Below are 17,352 nucleotides of genomic sequence, written 5' to 3' on the forward strand. Positions count from 1 at the left end.
ACATTTGATTGCAGACAAAACAGAATGAGAGAAAACGAATTGCCGCAAAGTATGACGCAAACTTGAACCAAGTTCAAATTTCTCCCTTCATGAAAAGAGCATCAAACCAAAACCGATGGCAGATCCGGAAATCCTGGATTGCGGCAATTTGCTGCGCAGCGGGTTGCGCAACGGCCGCGGCTTACACGACAGAAGATGCCAACACGATTTTCGAGGCTCATTCCAAAGCGTTTTATCGGGAACAGGACGGCCGCGGCTGGCACACCAAGAATACCGATGGCGGCAAGGCGGATTTTTGGACGCGGGCCGAACAAATGGAGATGGTGATGGATGCCCACGCGCGAGCACGCAACCCGAAGTATCTCGAAATGTTCGCCAGCCTCTTCCGCGGCTTCATCGCCGACCATGGCAGGACTTGGGAGCGCAATGATTTCAACGACGACATCATGTGGATGGTCATCGCCTGCTGCCGTGCGCATCTGGCTTCCGGCAATGCCGAATACCGCGATGTGGCGAAGGAGAATTTCGACCTCTGCTACAAGCGGGCGATCTCACCGGATCTCGGTGGCGGACTCTGGTGGAAGACGGACAACCGCTCGAAAAATGCCTGCGTGAACGGCCCCGGATCCATCGCGGCATTTCTGCTAGGACTGTCAACGCACGATACCTCCTACACCGCCAAGGCCAAGGAACTTTTCCTCTGGGAACGCGCCACTCTGTTCGACGAAAAGACGGGAAAGGTTTCCGACAACATCCACCTCGGTGGGAAAATCGGTGCATTCGCGCTCACCTACAACCAAGGCACCTTTGTCGGCGCGGCCAATCTGCTAGGCTACAACGAAGACGCCAAGCTGGCGGCAACCTTCACCATGAACCAACTCTGCAGGGATGGTTATCTGCCCCCCGGCGGAGAGTCTGGCGACGGCGGTGGATTCAACGGGATCGGTGTGCGTTGGATCGCGCGGTTCATGAAGGACCAGCACGAGCAGGCAACCTTCGAGCCATGGTTGCAGAAAAACGCGGAAGCCGCGTGGCAGGCCCGCCGCGCGCCGGACAATCTCAGTTGGTGTGCTTCGCCAAAGCCCACACCTCCGGGCCTGAAATACTCGTGGGGATGCAGCAATGCAGTCGTGATCATGCAGGCGATTGCACCGACGGAAGGATCGAAAAGCGGGAAATCACAGTAGGGATCGATGCCACCCGCCAGCTGAGGAATTCACAAGGCGAAGGGGAGAGTTGAAGGATTTCTCGAAGCGTTTTGACACAGCGGCCGGTTTTGGGCATGCTAAGCCCATGCAGGCCATGCAATTCGAGCAATCCGTCGTTTCAATCCTGAAACGCGACAAGCGATTTGACCCGCATGCCTACTTTTTTCTCAAAGACGCACTCGACTTCACCTTGAAGCGGATCGCCGAGTCAAACGGCGGTCAGGCGCGTCATGTGAGCGGCCCGGAATTGCTGGCGGGCTACCGGGATTTCGCGCTCGAACAATTCGGCCCCATGGCATCGACGCTGATGAAAGAATGGAGCATCCGCAAATGCCAGGACGTCGGTGACATGGTTTTCCATCTCATCGAAGAGCAGGTCTTCGGCAAGCAGGACTCCGACAAGAAGGAGGATTTTTCCGAAGTTTTCGACTTCGAGGCTTCGTTGGTCACGCCGTTCCTGCCGAGTAGCAAAGCAGCGGCACCACGTGAATCCCATCGCACGAAGCGAGTGGTTTCCTAAGACTCCACCGGTGGTAAATCGGGTGGGGGCGCGGGAACCCATTTCGGGGCCTTCGGAGTAATGTCCATCCTCGCGGCGACCAGCGCGATGCCGAGAAGTCCCACAAACCCACCGTAACCGACGGTGATCGCAGTGGAAAATCCGATCACGAACGGCGCGAAGACCAACAACCCGATGATCATGCTGCTGGGATTCATTTCATAAGCGAGAATGGCCAGCCGCAGGCGCGAGCGGGCCAACGCGAGGCCGACCGCCACATAGCAAATCACCACGGACAACGCCGTGAAATGATAGAGCCAGCCACAGCCGTGGGTGACCTCGGCGCTGACCCCGAGCGGCACACCACCACCCGCGGCGACCGAGACAAAAAACAACGCCAACACCGCGATCCGGACGCCGACCCGTTTGAATGCCGAGGCTCCGATTGCCCCCGCGCAGAGGATAGCGGAGCCGCTAAGAATGGTCCCGGCGCAGGCCGCCTCGTGCGTCCATTCAATACCGCCGATCATGTAACGGACGACGACGTAGGGCAGCAGCGAAATGAAAGTCAGCGCACAGAGGCCCCACAGTGTGACGAATTTCCCGATGACCACTTTCCAGCGGTCGAGCTTGGTGAGCAGGAGCAATTCGTGATTTCCCTCCTCGAGTTCCTGACCCATTAGCATCACACCGGCCATGGGCATGAGCAGCAGGCAGATGACCGACACGACGATCCAGAAAGCACCCCCATTCGCCAGCATCCCGAGGTTCAATACGCCTGCGTAGTCGGTGGTTTCGGAATCGTGACCGACTTGGAACTCGATGATCATCGCCACCACGGAAAACACCTGGATCGCCAAAAACGGATAGACGAAACTGCCGCGCCGCAAGCTCTGCCGCAGTTCCTTGGCCGTCATCGGGTCGAAACCCTCGGGCAAATCATTTTTCCACGCCGTTTCCAATGACGGGCAATCTGTCAGATGTATTTCCGTTGTGCAAGCCGCTGGACTGGCGACGGCGACGGAGTATCTTGATCACATGTCCATCGAAGCACGCAACGTTATCGGATCCGTTCTCCAGCCCTGCTCGCTCGATCCCGTCACCGGCTGGCACCGCGACGGTTGCTGCCGCACGGGTGCCGGAGATCACGGCGTCCACGTCGTTTGCGTACGGGTCAGCGCGGCATTTTTGGAATTTTCAAAACGCCGCGGAAACGACCTCAGCACGCCGCAACCCGACCACGGCTTCCCCGGTTTGAAACCCGGAAACCAATGGTGCCTGTGCGCCGCCCGTTGGCAGGAAGCATTCGAAGCGGGGGCCGCGCCGGATGTCGTGCTGGAAGCCACCCACGAGTCGGCTCTTGAGTTCATCGACCTCGAAAACATGAAACTCCACGCCTGCTAACGACGGCGGCGCAGAAACGCTAACAGGCAGCCCGCGGCCACCAAGACCGCGCTCCCCGGCTCCGGCACCATCACCGCGCCGGCCCACAGGGTTCCCAGCTTGTCATAGCCGCTTTGGGAAAAATGCAGGCCGTCGCTGCCGAGATCGGTGAGCGACATGGCCGCATTCACGTCCAGGAATTGAACTTTTTTGCCGCTGGCTGCGTGGTTGTTCACGATGCCGAGGATCGAGCTGTTATAAGTATTGATGGAGGTATTCAGCGCGGTGACGGCGGCATTCTTATAAATGTTCGTTTCCGAGGCTTTCGGCACCGAGCCGACGATGATCCGCGCCGTTGGGCTCAAAGTTTCGAGCCGGGAAAGAAGCAGTTCGAAACGTGCCGAAGCCGTCGAAACCGAGTTGTTGCCGTTCAGATCATTGGTTCCGATCATCAGCAGGATTACGCCGGGCGGTGTGATCGCGGCATACCATCCCTGGACGCTCTCGTAGATCCCCTTACCATTGTCCGCCGAGCTGGCCGCCGTGTCGGCGATGAACCAGCCGGAATGGCCATCGTGATTTGCCTCACCCGCAGTCGTTAGCAAAGCGGTGGTGTCATTGGTGGCGCTGCCTACGAAATCGACCGCCATCCCCGCGGCGGTTAGAACCGTGTAAAGCTGGGGCCGGTATGCGCCCGCGCGGGTGAACCCGGAAGTCAGCGAATCGCCGACCGGCCAGATCACCACCGCTCCGGCCGACATTGCCATCACGAGCACTGCGAACAAAACTCCGGATAAACATTTCATGGGATTTCACCGAGGCTCGACGATACCCGTTATCTTCAGCAAGCCCTTCGTTCGGGTTATCCTTCGCGCCGCACCGCACTTACCGCTTGGAATTCCAGCCATTCCGCTGTTGGTTGGCTGCGGGACAATGCGCTGCTTTTATTCACAGGACCTGGAGCTCGAGCTCCCTTCGGGACATCCGTTTCCGATGGAAAAGTTCCGTGTTTCCAAGGACATGCTGCTCGATGGCGGCATCCTCCGGCCCGAAGAAATCATCGAGGTCCGGGCGGCCGACACCCATCTGCTCCAGCGGGTCCACGAGAAGGATTACATCGAGAAAATCCAGTCCGGCCTGCTCGGTCGCAAGGAACAACTCCTTCTCGGTCTGCCGGTCACGCCGAAACTCTATCAGCGCAGCATCACCGAAGTCGAGGCCACCCGTCTCGCCTGCCATGCCGCGCTGGCCGAAGGAGTCGGCGTCTGCCTCGCCGGCGGCACTCACCACGCATTCCGCGAACACGGCGAGGGATATTGCGTTTTCAACGACGTCGCCATCGCCATCCGTGACCTACAGGACAAGCAACCGAACATCAAGATCATGGTCGTCGATACGGACGCCCACCAAGGAAACGGCACCGCCGCCCTGCTCGGCAGCGACCCGCGCGTCTTCACCTACTCGATCCACGTCGGGAAAAATTATCCCACCAAAAAAATCGAAGGATCGCTCGACATCGAGACCGTCCGCTATGTCGAGGGCGAGATGTATTTGAAACAGCTCTTCGTCAGCCTGGCAGGTGCGCTCGATACCTTCGCGCCGGATCTCGTCATCTGGATTTCCGGCGCGGACAACCATCGCAACGATCGCTTCGGCCAAATGCATCTCTCGCTCAAGGACATCCAGCGTCGCGATGAAGTTCTGCTCAGCGCCTTCATCAAGAACCGCATCCCGGTGGCCGTGCTCTACGGCGGCGGCTACAACCGCGAGGCACAATTCACCGCGAAACTCCACCGCAACACGATCGCCACCGCGAAGAAACTCGCCAGCGAGTTCCGCGGGCTGTGAACGCGAGGTAGGATGTGCACTCCCTATTTCTCCACCACCGGCGGCGGGAAGGGCTGCTCTGATAGTATCCAATCCTCGTTTTTATCCGCGAAGGTTTTCAACGCCCATTCGCTGGGGAGCAGGGCGACGAGCCAGCCATTGGAATCACGGGCAAGCGCGGCGCCGAGTGATAGATTCGGGCGAGCCTCGGGGGCGAGTGGGTCGCCTTCCTTCGGCTTGAGCCAGCGGGCGAGCGACCAGTTGGCCTGCTCGATCCGCGTCTCGGCGGCGTATTCGCCTTCGAGGCGGTATTGCAGGACTTCGAATTGCAGCGGGCCGACCGCACCTAGCAGCGGGACCTGCGAGCCGCCGGTATCGAGGAGCTGGAACTCGCTGGCGACGCCTTCCTTGAGGAGTTGTTGGAGACCGTCGCGGAAGCGTTTGTATTTCGCCGTGCTCTTGTTGTGCAGGAAGGAAAAACATTCCGGGGCGAAACGCGGGATTTCATCGAAGGTGACGCCGGGCTTGGAGGAAAGCGTGTCACCGATGAGCAGATCGTAGTTTCCGACGAGGCCAACAACATCGCCGGCGAAGGCGTCGTCCACCGTTTCGCGCTCGCGGGCGAAGAGGCGCTGCGAGTTCGCCAGCCGGACTTTTTCGCCGGTCCGGCCGTTCACGACATCCATGTCGCGCTCGAATTTTCCGGAAACAATCCGAACGAACGCGATGCGGTCGCGGTGTTTCGGGTTCATGTTCGCCTGGATCTTGAAGACAAAGGCGGAGAACTCGGCGGACGCGGGATCGATCAGCATCTCGCCGCTGACTTTCGGCGTCGGCGGTGGGGAGAGTTCGAGGAAACGGTCGAGCAGCAGTTGCACGCCGAAGTTGTTAGCGGCGCTGCCGAAGAAGACGGGTGTCAATTCACCAGCGAGAATTTTTCCCAAATCGAACTCCGCGCCCGCACCTTCGAGCAGTTCAAGTTCGTCGCAAACCTGGCGGTAAGTGCCTTCTTCCAAGGCATCTTTCACACTCTCGTCCTCGATGCCACTCACCGCCACTGGCGCGCGGTAGGCACCGTGAACTGTGCGCTGGAAAAGATGCACCTGCTTTTGCTCGCGATCGTAAACCCCGCGGAAACGAGGACCATCGCCGAGCGGCCAGTTCACCGGAAACGCGTGGATGCCGAGCACCGACTCCAACTCGTCGAGCAGGTCCATCGATGGCCGGGCCGGGCGGTCCAGCTTGTTCATGAAGGTGAAAATCGGCACTCCACGGCGGCGGCAGACTTCGAAAAGTTTCCGCGTCTGGCTTTCAATGCCCTTACCTGCGTCCACCACCATCACGGCGGCATCCACGGCGGTGAGCACGCGATAGGTGTCTTCCGAGAAGTCCTTGTGCCCCGGTGTGTCGAGGATGTTGACGACGCAGTCCTTGTATTCGAATTGCAGGACGGTGGAGGAAACGGAAATCCCCCGCTGCTTTTCCAGATCCATCCAGTCCGAGGTGGTGGCGCGCTGGTTTTTCCGCGCGGTGACGCTGCCGGCCAGGTTCAGCGCGCCACCGTAGAGCAGGAATTTCTCCGTCAGCGTCGTTTTTCCGGCGTCCGGGTGGGAAATGATCGCGAACGAACGACGGCGGCTCACCTCGCGTTGCAGCGCGGGCGAGGGAATGGCGTAAGGAGAAACGGACATGAAGACGGCCGCAGGGCTAAACGGAAGCGGCTCTCCGGGCAAGTCCGGATCGTTTCATGAGATCCCCGGCGATCAGGAATTCTCCCCTGAAAAGCAGATCGGCGGATGTTGATGGGGGAACCACCAACATCCGCCGACGTGTTTTCGGGGGGGAAATGTGCCGTTGTCCGCAGCACCATGGGGGGGAGTGTGCTTGCGGCGACACATGAGATGTATCCCATTTTCGGCCACAAGCCATGCCGTGATCGCGTAGGGGACACCGAATACCCAGCATTTTTCGGGCACAGTTTCGACCCTATTTTCGTTGCCGTATGATAAAAATCGATTGCGGATTGATGAATGGTGGAGCATCCGCATCCTCCGCGCATGCGTGAGGAAACCCGGCAGTGGATCGAACTGGATCAGGCCCATTGCTGGCATCCGTTCACCCGGCAAGGCGAGTGGTGCGCGCGCGGGCATGAGCCGCTGGTGATCGCTCGCGGCGAAGGCTCGTGGCTGTGGGACTCCGAGGGCCGGAAGTATCTGGATGGAAATTCCTCGATCTGGACCAACATCCACGGCCACGCGCACCCGGCGATTAATGCGGCAATCCAAGAACAGTTAGGAAAAACGGCGCATACTTCATTTCTCGGCTTCACCCACCCACTGGCGGCGGAATTGGCCGCACGGCTCTGCCGCTTTTTCCCGAAAAACACCCTGGAGCGGGTCTTCTTCTCCGACGACGGTTCCACCGCCGTCGAGTGCGCGTTGAAAATGGCCGTGCAATACCGCCAGCAAACCGGCGAGCCTGATAGAAATCAATTCGTCGCCTTCGCCAATGGCTATCACGGCGACACCTTGGGCGCGGCATCCCTCGGCGGAGTAGGACGGTTTTTCGAACGGTTCCGCGGCACGGGATATCCCGTACGGCATGTTAGCTCGATTCGCGATCTGGAATCCCTTCCATCGGAAAAAATCGCAGGCGTCATCATCGAGCCTTTGATCCAAGGCGTGAACGAAATGCGGCCATGGCCCGCCGGCATGCTCGCGGAGTTGCGGACGTGGTGCGATGAAAACGGCGTCCACCTCATCCTCGACGAGGTTATGACCGGCTTCGGCCGCACCGGGACGATGTTCGCTTGCCAGCAGGAAAACGTGATTCCGGATTTCCTCTGTCTCGCGAAGGGACTGACCGGCGGCTATCTGCCACTGGCCGCCACGCTCACCACCGGAAAAATTTACGATGCCTTCCTCGGCGCGCCGGAAAAGGCTTTCTACTACGGCCATAGTTACACGGCAAATCTGTTAGGTTGTGCGGCGGCCATTGCCAGCCTCGATGTTTTCGAGTCGGAAAAAACACTCGCTCACCTTCCGGAAAAAATCTCACGTCTCACCACCGGCCTTGCCTCACTGAAATCCCGCCAGCCATTGGTCCACGAAATCCGCCAGTGCGGGTTCATCGCGGGTCTCGAACTCCGCCGTCCGGATGGAGAACAATTCCCGCCCGGCGAGCGTTTCGGAGAATCCGTCTGCCTTGCCGCCCGCGACCACGGACTGCTCACCCGGTCCATTCTCGACACCGTCGTGCTGATGCTGCCGCTCTCCAGCAGCATTGATGAGATCGATCACGCGATCAACGCGCTGGACGCTGCGCTTTCTTGATGATCCCACGCACTCGGATGTCATTCCCGAGTTGAAGGAAATCAATTTCATCCAACTGCAGCGACTCCTTCAAACCCGCTCCAGCCAATCCGGGAGTCGGCCCGCCGCAAATCATCGGTGCGTAATAGACCACCACCTCATCGACCAATCCCGCTTCGAACAACGCGGCTGAAAAAACACCGCCCGCCTCCACCAACACCGTGAGCACGCCTTGTTCGCTCGCAAGTTTCCGCAGTGTCCCTACCAGATCGGCGCGGGAACGGATCAAGGTTCTTTCCGGCTGTTCAGGCAAAGACTCTGGCCGATCCGTTACGATCAACCGCCACGGTTGCTGCCGCCCTTCCAGCAACTCCGGCACACGAATGGTCAGCGCGGGCTTGTCACGGCGCACGGTCTCACCACTGGTTAGAATGGCATCAACCGTGGCGCGGATCTCCTGCACATCGGCGCGTGCCAGTTCGTCTGTCAGCCATTGTCCTTCGCCCGGCGGACGGGTGATGCGGCCGTCGAGACTCATCGCCGTTTTCCAAATCACCCACGGCAGCCCGGTTTCGCGAACCTTGAAAAAGGGACGTAGAATCTTCTCCGCTTCTTCCAAACAAACACCCGAAACCACTTCGATACCTGCCTCGGTTAGAATCGAGTCGGCACGTCCGGCGTGATCCGGATTCCGATCCACGCAGGCGTAAACCACCCGCGCCACTCCGGCCTCGATGAGTCCCTGCGTGCATGGCGGCGTGCGGCCGTGGGTCGAGCAGGGTTCCAGCGTGATGTAAACCGTCGAGCCGCGAACGTCCTTGCCTGCGGCATCCGCCAGCGCCTCGCGCTCGGCGTGCGGTTGTCCGGCGGAGCGGTGCCAGCCCTTTCCTAACAAAATATCATCCTTCACGATCACCGCACCTACCGGCGGATTCGGCGCGGTGCGGCCGATCCCTTTCCGCGCCTCGTCCATGGCGAGATTCATCCAGCGGACGTCTTCGCTCATTTCTCAGGTTCGTTGGATTTCCTATCCAGCCGGATCCGCAGCGGTTCATCACCGCGCAGCGTGTATTCGGTTTTCGCTCCGGGAAACTCGATTCCCACTTCCGAAAAACGTTTCTCCACCATGAAACGGATGTCGCTCGCCACCACATCGCTGTTCGTCTTGTCGTTGAACTCCGTCCAATAATAGATCGCGAAGGCATACGCGTCTGCGGCGAAATCCTCGAAAGTGACGACCGGAACCGGCTCCTTCAAAATCAGTCCGTGGCGCTCGACACACTCTTTGAGGATCGTGCAGACCGTTTGCGGCGAAGATCCCACGGCGACCCGCACATTGAGCATGCGGCGCACGCGGCGGTTAGAGAGAGTGAGGTTCGTCACCCGGTTTTCCAGAAACAACGAGTTCGGCACCAGCGTCTCCCTGCCATCTCCACTCTTGAGAACCGAGGACCGCGTGTTGATTTCCGTAATCGAACCCGAAACCCCGCCGATGTCCACGATGTCACCGACACGAATCTTCCGCTCGAACAACACAATGATACCGCTGATGAAATTCTTGATCAGGGTTTGCGTGCCGAAACCCAGCCCGATGGCCAACGCACCGCCGAAGAACGCGAAAACGGTGATCGGAATTTTCAGGAAATGCAACGTGCTCGCCGCGAGAATCAGGCCGACTACGATCATCAGCCAGTTGCTCAGGGTTTTCGCCTGGGCCTCCGCGATGTGTCCGCGGCGGACGACCGTGTTGCGGACACGGTTCTTGATTCGGTTGGAAATGATATAGGCGATCAGGAATGCGAAGATCGCGATGAAGAACTTACCCAGTGACACGCCGCGTTCCTGAGTACTGGGCACTCCGCCGATCATGACGGTGTCCTCGTAGGTGAACACGTCCATGGACCACAGGTTTTTAAACCCTGTCCAAAGCGAGGCGGAACCTTCTGATAGACGCACGGAGAGAGACCTGGTGGCGCGGGTCTCGTCGAACCCATCGAGCCAGCGTTTCATCATGCGGCTCTGCGCGGCGGCGGATTGGACGGCGCGCTGGATGATCGCCTGTTTGTCCCACAGCGAGGCGCGGACGTCGTTGAGCGGGAGCAATCGTGGATCGTCGGCAGGTCGGGCGGAAGCGCGGGCTTCCTGACGGCCGATGTCCGCATTCACGGCGGCGAGTTCATTGTTAAAAACGATGCCGCGGGCCGTCATCCGGTCGTAGGAGGAACGCAGCGCCTGAAGCGCCGCTTCCCGCGCGTCCTTGGTTTTCGCTTCCAGGGCCGCTTTGCGGTTAGAGTAACTTTCGACACCATCGGCTTCGAGGTCGTCGAGGATCTCCAAGTTGCTCTCGATGTATTGCAGCGAATCGACGCGGGTTTCCGACGCCTCCATTTTCACCGTGGCGAGCGCAAGGTCGGGCGTGTTTTCCAGCGGCGTGCCCTCGGGGACGGTCTTGAGGAGTTGGTCCTTGATACCCTGCATCCGGTTCTTGACCGCGTTTGCTTCCTGCTCCCGCTTGCGGATGGCTTCGAGTTCCTTGCGCAGGGAGGCTTGCCGATCGGATGCCGCCTTTTTCACGATCGCGAGGTCCTCGTCGCGGAAGACCGCCTTCTTGCGAACCACGCCGATCTGGCGGTCTAGCAGGGAAAGCTGTAGCTGCGTGGTTTCCACCTGATCCTTGAGCTGGCTGATGCTGCTCTGGAGAAACATGGCGCGGACTGCGAGTAGCCGGGACTTCGTACGGTCGGCCTCCAGCCGCCAAGCTGCGGGACCGTCGCCGGACGGTTCATCCGCGGCAGCGGAAATGGCGCGGCGGCTCGATTCCCCGGAATCCCGCGCCTCGTCCTGAATCCCGCCAAGGGTACGGGTGAACAGAGCCAGCGAAGAGCGGTAGGAAGCCGCCTTTTCCCGGATCGCCTCCTGCTGGGTCACCAACTGATCTAACATCAAAATCGAATAGGGAGGCTTTTCATCCAAGCCATGCCAAGCGGCGTCCGCCGCCCTGGCAGCTTCCAGTGACTTTCCCGTTTCCGGCAGGCCTTCGAGAATCTTCCGGAAGCGGTTGATGCTGGCAATGATCTGCTCAAGATCGCGGCGATAGTCGCCCAGCGCAGCGACGTCGATGCCTTCGGGAAGCGATTTTTCGGCATCCGGCTCGCTGATGCGGTTGAAATTCGCACGCGCCTCCTTGAGCCATTGCTGGAACCGGGCGTCTATTTCCTCCGGCGTTTCTGCCACAGGAGCGGTAGCCGCCGGGTTCACGCTGATGCCCGGAATCTGGGCGGCCGAATGCGACGGCGAAGCGAGCAGCCCGAGGAAAACCGCGAGCCACAGCCGCACGAGGGATTGCGAAAAATCAGAGGTCACCACGGGCGTCTTTTTCAAGCTGGATTCTATCAGCGAGGTTGCGGGCTTTCACGCTGTTGCGCTTGGCCCAACGCTCGACGGCCATCTGGCGCTTTTCGGAACGCTTCTTCAATGCGGCGATCTCGTTTTCGAGATTGAGGAAATTTTCATAACGCGCGAGATCCAGCGTGCCCGCTTCGACGGCGGCGCGGATGGCACATTTCGCGTCCTTGCGGTGGCTGCAATCGGAGAACTTGCACTCGGCCGTTAGAGCCTCCACATCGGCGAAACTGTCGCGCAGCGTGGCCTCGTCGGTCCACATCTGGATCTCGCGCATGCCCGGATTGTCGATGAGCATGCCGCCGTTCCGCAGCGGGACAAGCTCGCGGGAAGTCGTGGTGTGGCGGCCTTTTCCGGTGATCTCGTTCACCTCGCTGGTCCACTGCCATTCCTCGCCGTAGAGCTGGTTCACGAGGGTCGATTTCCCGACGCCACTCGATCCGACGATGCACATGGTGGTGCCTTTTTTGATGTATTTTTTGAGCACCTTGAGCCCTTGGCCGCTCACTGCGCTGGTGACGTGGACGCTGGCGCCGTCCCACAGCGCGGCAATTTCCGCAGCAGCGGCCATGCTTTGCTCGATGGGGAAAAGATCGGATTTGTTCACCAGCACCACCGCCTTCGCACCGCTGCGGCCGATGAGCATGAAGTAGCGCTCCATCCGGCGGATGTTGAAATCCGGACCCGCATCGGTGACCACGGCGACAATGTCGATGTTCGCTCCGATGACCTGCGCCTGGGAGCTGTTGCCCGGCATTTTCCGGGAAAAACAAGTGCGGCGGGGCAGCGTCGCGCGGATGACCGACGGCTGGTTTTCATCGCCGAGCTCGACCGCCACCCAATCGCCGACCGCCGGAAGATCCGCGTCGCAGGCGGCCTCGTGCCAGACGCGGCCGCAGAGAATGACGTCGATTTCGTCGCCGCCTTTGATGAACGCGCCGTAGTTGATGACTGTTTCCCGGATCAGCCGTGCGGGCACCCAGCCTTTTCCCGCGTGGGCCGCGAAGGCTTTTTCCAAATCATCATTCCATCCGAGTTCCTTCAAAGTCATCCGCCGGAAACTTAGCGCAACACGCGCGGCTGTCGATTCCCGCGTTTCGGCTTCCCGTGGAGGATTCGTGCGGGTAGAGATGCGTCGTGGAATCCGGCATTCAGGAAAGGCTCAATGAATTCATCCGGCGCAAAGGTCTGCGCCGCACCACCCAGCGCGACACCATCGTCAAGGCGGCGTTTTCCAAGGACGAGCATTTCACAGCGGACGAACTATTCGACCGGGTCAGGAAGGTCGATGCCGAAACCTCGCGGGCCACGGTTTATCGCACCCTGAGCCTGCTGGTGGAGGCGGATCTGCTGCGTGAAATCGACCTCGGAGAAAACCAAACCACCTACGATCCAAACTTCCTCGACAAGCCCTCGCACAACCATCTCGTCTGCATCGATTGCGGCCGGGTGGTGGAATTCGAGGACTCGCATCTGGATCTTCTCAACGATTGCGTGACCCGAAGGCTGGGCTTCAAACCGATCCGCCAGTCGATCAAGATCGAAGCGAATTGCGAGCAACTGCGGCTCAAAGGCCGTTGTCCGAACCTCATCGCCACGCGCCTGACCGGAAAGCGATTGAGGAAAAAACGCTGAACAGGCGATATCATGGCTGGAAATCGTTCCGTGGATGCCGCGCCACGCCTGATTCAACCGGATGCCCGGATGCATGAGGCGTTCTGCCGGATGTTCGAGGACTACCAAGCGTCCGGGCACCACGAATGGTGCGAGGAAGCCGCTCTCGCAGCCACCGATTTTCCCGCCTATGTGAATGCCGTCCGCGACAAGGCCGCGGGATCGGCCTTGTCCGATGAATGGGCTCCCACATCCTATTTCTGGATGCAAATCGGCGACGATCTGGTGGGAACGCTAAGAATCCGGCACTACCTAACGCCGGCCGTGATCGAACGGGCCGGCCACATCGGCTACGACATCGCACCTGCTTTTCGAGGGCGGGGTTTGGGCCATGAAATCCTCCGGCTCGGATTGGTGGAGGCCACGAAGCTGGGCATCGGCGATGTTCTGCTCCTGTGCTCTGCGAAAAACATGGCGTCGCGGCGGATCATTGAGCGCCACGGAGGCACGCTGGATCGGATCAAGGACAATGAGATGTGGTATTGGATCCGAAGAAACGGCGGTTGATCCCATTTTTCAGACTCGTATTCCCGGTGACCGATCTTAGGCTCGACCCCCCTTTGAAATTTTCGCGGAGGAATTCCACTGAACGCCCCCATGACGCCCTTTGTCCTTACCGCCGCATACGTTTTCGGTGGCCTGATTGTCGCCGCGGCGCTCACGCGCATCGCCTACGCCATTTCGCACAACATCACACGGGCTCCGGTGTTAGATATTTTCATCAGCCTCTTCACCTGGGTGCCATGGGCGGCTGGATATTGGTTAGAAGAATGGCCGGGCGTGCTCGCCGGATTGATCGGACAATTCCTCTCGCTGCACTTTTTCTGCCTGCTTGACCGCGCGATTCGTGGTAAAAAAGGCCGCACGCTCACTGATGCGCAGAACAAGGTGCTGGGACCGCTCCGCAATCAATTCGCGCTATGGGCGACCACTCCCGCGGCGGTGCTGTTTGTGCTCACGCGGGTGATCGAAATGACCGTCTATCCGGTCGTCGCCTGGCTTGCCAAACTCCCAACCTACCGGCAGGGCGACTGGGTGAATCTTTCCCGCCACAAATACGACGGTCTCATCGGCTACGATCTGTTGTGGTGCTGGTATTGCGACTGGATGACCGGCCTGTGGGCGCTGGGCAGCGAAATGTTACGCAACATCGAGTCGTTCTGGTGCCCGATCCAGTTCAAGAGCGATGTGAAGAACACCAACGCCCTCACCGATTTCCCGGATATCTCCAAATGGGCCGACAATGATGGAACCATCGAAGACGCCGTTCGCGCGTTCGAGGAACACTATGACGGCACGCAAAAAAACAGTTGGTGGGGACACCCCGATCGCAAAAAGCCGTGAAATTTAAATGCGTCGAGCCCAACAGTCATTTCCGTTCTCTGCGATTGCTGAGCGAGGACGGTCGTTGGGAACTCGGACTGAGTCCCTACAGCCACGGCATGCGGCTACGGATGGGAATGACCGGACGCCCGCCGCAGGTGATAGATTTCTGCATGGGCAGGGACGCCACTTTGTTTTCAAAAGTGTTAGTCGCGGTCTTGTCGAAACTTGAGACATTGGATGAAAGCATCACTCCCGAACAGGTCGACGCGGCATTCCCGTGGTCCGGAACACGACCGGACATGGCGGTTCACCTAACTGAATTACGGGCCGCAACCGCGGAGTCGATTCCGTGCTCCGCTTGCGATTAAGCTTCAATCCCCAGTTTCGCCCTCACCTTTTCAATCTCATCCGAGAGCTGGCCCCAGCGATAATAGCTGCTTTCCAGCGATTTCGCGAGTTTGTCCACCGCGTTCGTCACTTCGCGAAGTTTCCCCGGATTGTTGGCAACGGCGTCAGAGGACAGCTGCTGGGTAAGTGTGGCTTGCGCACCTTCGAGCTCCGCGATTTTGGCTTCTAAGGCCTCGAATTCGGTTTCGAGCGGCTTGAGGACTTTCGATTTCATTTCCCGCTGCTCGGCCTCGATCCGGCGCTGCTCCTTCCGGTTGACGCCGGGAACGGACTGCCGGGATGACTTGTTTTCGTTGGAAGAAGCGGGTGCGAGGGAGGCCAACTTGGGAATACCCTTTTTCGCCGCCTCGTCTTCTGCGGATTTCTCCAAGTAGTAGGTGATGTTTCCCGCATAGAGCACCGGTTGCTCGCCAGGGCGGAATTCGAGGGTCTTAGTGACCAACGCATCAAGGAAGTTCCGATTGTGGGAAACGATCATCACGCTGCCGGGATAGTCGATGAGCGCTCGCTGGAGCACGTCCTGCGATTGCATGTCCAAGTGGTTCGTCGGTTCGTCGAGGATCAGGAAATTCGCAGGACGCAGGAGCATGCAGACCAAAGCCACACGTGATCGCTCACCACCGGATAGGACCCCGATTTTCTTGAAAACATCATCGCCGCGGAACAGGAAGCAACCTAGCAGATTCCGCGCGTGCGGCATGCTTTCGCGCGACGCGGCGGCCTCAACGGTCTCAAGCACAGTTAGGTTCGGATCGAGCTCGTCGGCATGGTTCTGGGAGAAGAACGACGTGGCGACTTTGTGGCCGAAGGTATGCTCGCCGGCGTCCGGCTCCTCCTGCCCCGTGATCAGACGACAGAAGGTGGACTTGCCCGCGCCGTTAGGGCCAACGATGGCGAATTTCTCGCCCTTGTTGATTTCAAAATCGAAGCCGCTGAAGACGTTGAGCGCGCCGTACGACTTGGAAACAGCTTCAAGCTTGGCAACGGTGTGGCCGGAGTTCGGTGGCGGCGGGAATTTGAAATTCATGACGGCATCCTCCTGCTCCGGAGCCGGGATACGCTCGACTTTGGCTAACAGCTTAATCCTGGACTGCACAAGCGTCGCCTTGTTGGCTGAAGCGCGGAAACGATCGATGAACCGCTGCGTTTCCGCGATTTCCCGCTGCTGGGAAGTGTATTGCTTGAGTCGGATTTCCTTGCGGAGAACCGACTCTCGCTCGAAGTAGGAAAAATTTCCCGCATACTCCTCGGCGCGGCCGTGGGAGAACGCGATCGTACGCGTGCAAAGCGTGTCGAGCAGGGCCCGGTCATGGGAAATGAGAAGAATCGCGCCGGGATAGTTGATCAAGTATTGTTCGACCCAGATCTGAGTGCCGATGTCCAAGTGGTTCGTCGGTTCGTCTAGCAGCAAGACTTCCGGCTCCTGAAGGAACAGTTTCGCCATGGCGATCCGCATCTGCCAGCCGCCTGAAAACTCAGAACAATCGCGGGTAAAATCCTTCGTTTGGAAGCCAAGCCCCTTGAGTACGGACTCGATGCGTGGCTTCATCCGGGCGGGATCCATCGCATCAAGCTGTAATTCCAACTCGCCGATTTCCTCTAGTAGATCACCATAAGGCGATGAACGAGGATCGAGTTTGACAAGTTCGTTAGAGAGACGGTCGATCTTCTCGCTGAGTGCCATCGTCTCTCCGAAAGCGGACTCGGTTTCCTGCCAAAGAGTGCGGCCTTTCACGTGAATCCCCTCCTGCGGCAGATAACCGATGCGGGTTCCGCGGGGTGCGCTGATCTGCCCGGCGGTGGGCCTGATGATTCCAGCCACACATTTCATCAACGTGGATTTCCCCGCACCGTTGTGACCGGCGAAGGCAATGCGCTCGCGCGGTTGGACGGAAAATGCGAGGTCGTTGAAAAGCACACGCGCGCCAAATTCAACTCGAAGGGACTGAACGGAAATCATCGGGCGCGGAAGATGCACGCCACGGCGGCGGGGTCAACGCCGGAGAAGCAAAACCGCTGGATCCTCGTGTTTTTAGACATTCAACAAGAATCGGGATGAGCAGCTAACCAGAAGACCTTACCGAAAAGCCTCCCGTGAGTTTCGCATCTGAAGGCTCGGAGTTTCGGAAGGCGTAGCCAGTAATTCCATTTGACCATCACATTCACCTTCCGATTTCAGTCTGGCACGCCGGTCGGGAACCGGTGATCCCTCCGGTTTTTGGCACTGTTGTTTCCGGCCGTTTTGGTTGTTTCCTGTGTCGCGTTGCGCCTTCCTTTTCGCCCGGCTATTTTCCGCTTTTTCCGGGCAAAAAAA

The 17,352-nt window shown here is 59.1% G+C and carries 16 protein-coding genes; 9 read left to right on the plus strand and 7 right to left on the minus strand.

Annotation, left to right across the window (positions count from 1 at the left end; all coding sequences use genetic code 11):
* Nucleotides 1-89 precede the first annotated feature (89 nt).
* Both ABIQ96_RS19780 and ABIQ96_RS19785 read left to right on the plus strand, forming a co-directional pair.
* Nucleotides 90-1,187: a glycoside hydrolase family 76 protein gene (locus tag ABIQ96_RS19780; protein WP_348216369.1), complete on the plus strand. Its 1,098-nt coding sequence runs from the start codon at nt 90-92 to the stop codon at nt 1,185-1,187.
* Nucleotides 1,188-1,293: 106 nt separating this feature from the next.
* On the plus strand, nt 1,294-1,728 hold the full coding sequence (locus ABIQ96_RS19785) for a Minf_1886 family protein (protein ID WP_348216370.1): 435 nt from the start codon (nt 1,294-1,296) through the stop codon (nt 1,726-1,728).
* Here ABIQ96_RS19785 and ABIQ96_RS19790 read toward each other — a convergent pair.
* Nucleotides 1,725-2,624, minus strand: a complete 900-nt coding sequence (locus ABIQ96_RS19790; protein WP_348216371.1) for a hypothetical protein — start codon at nt 2,622-2,624, stop codon at nt 1,725-1,727. The two genes, ABIQ96_RS19785 and ABIQ96_RS19790, sit on opposite strands and share 4 nt — an antisense overlap.
* A 121-nt stretch (nt 2,625-2,745) precedes the next feature.
* On the opposite strand from ABIQ96_RS19790, the gene ABIQ96_RS19795 reads away from it, so the two are divergent.
* Nucleotides 2,746-3,111: a DUF2237 domain-containing protein gene (locus ABIQ96_RS19795; protein ID WP_348216384.1), complete on the plus strand. Its 366-nt coding sequence runs from the start codon at nt 2,746-2,748 to the stop codon at nt 3,109-3,111.
* Here ABIQ96_RS19795 and ABIQ96_RS19800 read toward each other — a convergent pair.
* The gene (locus ABIQ96_RS19800; RefSeq protein WP_348216372.1) at nt 3,108-3,896 is read right to left on the minus strand and encodes a GDSL-type esterase/lipase family protein; all 789 of its coding nucleotides are present in this window, start codon (nt 3,894-3,896) and stop codon (nt 3,108-3,110) included. The two genes, ABIQ96_RS19795 and ABIQ96_RS19800, sit on opposite strands and share 4 nt — an antisense overlap.
* 187 nt (nt 3,897-4,083) lie before the next feature.
* Here ABIQ96_RS19800 and ABIQ96_RS19805 point away from each other — a divergent pair, with 187 nt between their 5' ends.
* On the plus strand, nt 4,084-4,938 hold the full coding sequence (locus ABIQ96_RS19805) for a histone deacetylase (protein ID WP_348216373.1): 855 nt from the start codon (nt 4,084-4,086) through the stop codon (nt 4,936-4,938).
* A 23-nt stretch (nt 4,939-4,961) separates the two neighbouring features.
* On the opposite strand, the gene ABIQ96_RS19810 is transcribed toward ABIQ96_RS19805, so the two are convergent.
* Nucleotides 4,962-6,608 (minus strand): peptide chain release factor 3, encoded by a 1,647-nt coding sequence (locus ABIQ96_RS19810; protein ID WP_348216374.1) that lies wholly within the window; start codon nt 6,606-6,608, stop codon nt 4,962-4,964.
* A 366-nt stretch (nt 6,609-6,974) separates the two neighbouring features.
* On the opposite strand from ABIQ96_RS19810, the gene bioA reads away from it, so the two are divergent.
* Entirely contained in the window at nt 6,975-8,249 is a 1,275-nt protein-coding gene (gene bioA / locus ABIQ96_RS19815; RefSeq protein WP_348216375.1) for an adenosylmethionine--8-amino-7-oxononanoate transaminase, read from the plus strand.
* Here the strand turns inward: bioA and ribD are convergent.
* From ribD to rsgA, 3 genes are read right to left on the minus strand one after another with little or no spacing between them, the layout of a single operon-like run.
* Complete coding sequence (ribD, locus tag ABIQ96_RS19820) at nt 8,221-9,234, minus strand: bifunctional diaminohydroxyphosphoribosylaminopyrimidine deaminase/5-amino-6-(5-phosphoribosylamino)uracil reductase RibD (protein WP_348216376.1); 1,014 nt, start codon at nt 9,232-9,234, stop codon at nt 8,221-8,223. The two genes, bioA and ribD, sit on opposite strands and share 29 nt — an antisense overlap.
* Nucleotides 9,231-11,609 (minus strand): mechanosensitive ion channel domain-containing protein, encoded by a 2,379-nt coding sequence (locus ABIQ96_RS19825; RefSeq protein WP_348216377.1) that lies wholly within the window; start codon nt 11,607-11,609, stop codon nt 9,231-9,233. Before ABIQ96_RS19825 ends, ribD begins: the two co-directional genes overlap by 4 nt.
* Nucleotides 11,581-12,681: a ribosome small subunit-dependent GTPase A gene (gene rsgA / locus ABIQ96_RS19830; RefSeq protein WP_348216378.1), complete on the minus strand. Its 1,101-nt coding sequence runs from the start codon at nt 12,679-12,681 to the stop codon at nt 11,581-11,583. The genes ABIQ96_RS19825 and rsgA overlap by 29 nt, the downstream gene beginning before the upstream one ends.
* 86 nt (nt 12,682-12,767) lie before the next feature.
* Here rsgA and ABIQ96_RS19835 point away from each other — a divergent pair, with 86 nt between their 5' ends.
* The 4 genes from ABIQ96_RS19835 to ABIQ96_RS19850 all read left to right on the plus strand — a co-directional run bounded on the left by ABIQ96_RS19835 (nt 12,768) and on the right by ABIQ96_RS19850 (nt 14,998).
* Nucleotides 12,768-13,265 carry a transcriptional repressor gene (locus ABIQ96_RS19835; RefSeq protein ID WP_348216379.1) on the plus strand — a complete coding sequence of 166 codons (498 nt, stop codon included), beginning with the start codon at nt 12,768-12,770 and terminating at the stop codon, nt 13,263-13,265.
* Between the two features lie 12 nt (nt 13,266-13,277).
* Nucleotides 13,278-13,811 (plus strand): GNAT family N-acetyltransferase, encoded by a 534-nt coding sequence (locus ABIQ96_RS19840; protein WP_348216380.1) that lies wholly within the window; start codon nt 13,278-13,280, stop codon nt 13,809-13,811.
* Between the two features lie 90 nt (nt 13,812-13,901).
* Nucleotides 13,902-14,648, plus strand: a complete 747-nt coding sequence (locus ABIQ96_RS19845) for a hypothetical protein (RefSeq protein WP_348216381.1) — start codon at nt 13,902-13,904, stop codon at nt 14,646-14,648.
* Nucleotides 14,645-14,998, plus strand: coding sequence for a hypothetical protein (locus ABIQ96_RS19850; RefSeq protein WP_348216382.1), 354 nt, complete (start codon nt 14,645-14,647; stop codon nt 14,996-14,998). Before ABIQ96_RS19845 ends, ABIQ96_RS19850 begins: the two co-directional genes overlap by 4 nt.
* On the opposite strand, the gene ABIQ96_RS19855 is transcribed toward ABIQ96_RS19850, so the two are convergent.
* Nucleotides 14,995-16,998 carry an ABC-F family ATP-binding cassette domain-containing protein gene (locus ABIQ96_RS19855; protein ID WP_348216383.1) on the minus strand — a complete coding sequence of 668 codons (2,004 nt, stop codon included), beginning with the start codon at nt 16,996-16,998 and terminating at the stop codon, nt 14,995-14,997. The two genes, ABIQ96_RS19850 and ABIQ96_RS19855, sit on opposite strands and share 4 nt — an antisense overlap.
* Between the last annotated feature and the right edge of the window lie 354 nt (nt 16,999-17,352).

The organism is Luteolibacter sp. (genome assembly GCF_039920825.1).
Lineage (GTDB): Bacteria > Verrucomicrobiota > Verrucomicrobiia > Verrucomicrobiales > Akkermansiaceae > Luteolibacter.

What these genes read in the sequence shown, in the direction of transcription:
- ABIQ96_RS19780 (WP_348216369.1), top strand. Translation starts at nt 90, where the DNA reads ATGAAAAGAGCATCAAACCAAAACCGATGGCAGATCCGGAAATCCTGG.
- ABIQ96_RS19785 (WP_348216370.1), top strand. Translation starts at nt 1,294, where the DNA reads ATGCAGGCCATGCAATTCGAGCAATCCGTCGTTTCAATCCTGAAACGC.
- ABIQ96_RS19790 (WP_348216371.1), bottom strand. Translation starts at nt 2,624, where the DNA reads ATGACGGCCAAGGAACTGCGGCAGAGCTTGCGGCGCGGCAGTTTCGTC.
- ABIQ96_RS19795 (WP_348216384.1), top strand. Translation starts at nt 2,746, where the DNA reads ATGTCCATCGAAGCACGCAACGTTATCGGATCCGTTCTCCAGCCCTGC.
- ABIQ96_RS19800 (WP_348216372.1), bottom strand. Translation starts at nt 3,896, where the DNA reads ATGAAATGTTTATCCGGAGTTTTGTTCGCAGTGCTCGTGATGGCAATG.
- ABIQ96_RS19805 (WP_348216373.1), top strand. Translation starts at nt 4,084, where the DNA reads ATGGAAAAGTTCCGTGTTTCCAAGGACATGCTGCTCGATGGCGGCATC.
- ABIQ96_RS19810 (WP_348216374.1), bottom strand. Translation starts at nt 6,608, where the DNA reads ATGTCCGTTTCTCCTTACGCCATTCCCTCGCCCGCGCTGCAACGCGAG.
- bioA (WP_348216375.1), top strand. Translation starts at nt 6,975, where the DNA reads ATGCGTGAGGAAACCCGGCAGTGGATCGAACTGGATCAGGCCCATTGC.
- ribD (WP_348216376.1), bottom strand. Translation starts at nt 9,234, where the DNA reads ATGAGCGAAGACGTCCGCTGGATGAATCTCGCCATGGACGAGGCGCGG.
- rsgA (WP_348216378.1), bottom strand. Translation starts at nt 12,681, where the DNA reads ATGACTTTGAAGGAACTCGGATGGAATGATGATTTGGAAAAAGCCTTC.
- ABIQ96_RS19840 (WP_348216380.1), top strand. Translation starts at nt 13,278, where the DNA reads ATGGCTGGAAATCGTTCCGTGGATGCCGCGCCACGCCTGATTCAACCG.
- ABIQ96_RS19845 (WP_348216381.1), top strand. Translation starts at nt 13,902, where the DNA reads ATGACGCCCTTTGTCCTTACCGCCGCATACGTTTTCGGTGGCCTGATT.
- ABIQ96_RS19855 (WP_348216383.1), bottom strand. Translation starts at nt 16,998, where the DNA reads ATGATTTCCGTTCAGTCCCTTCGAGTTGAATTTGGCGCGCGTGTGCTT.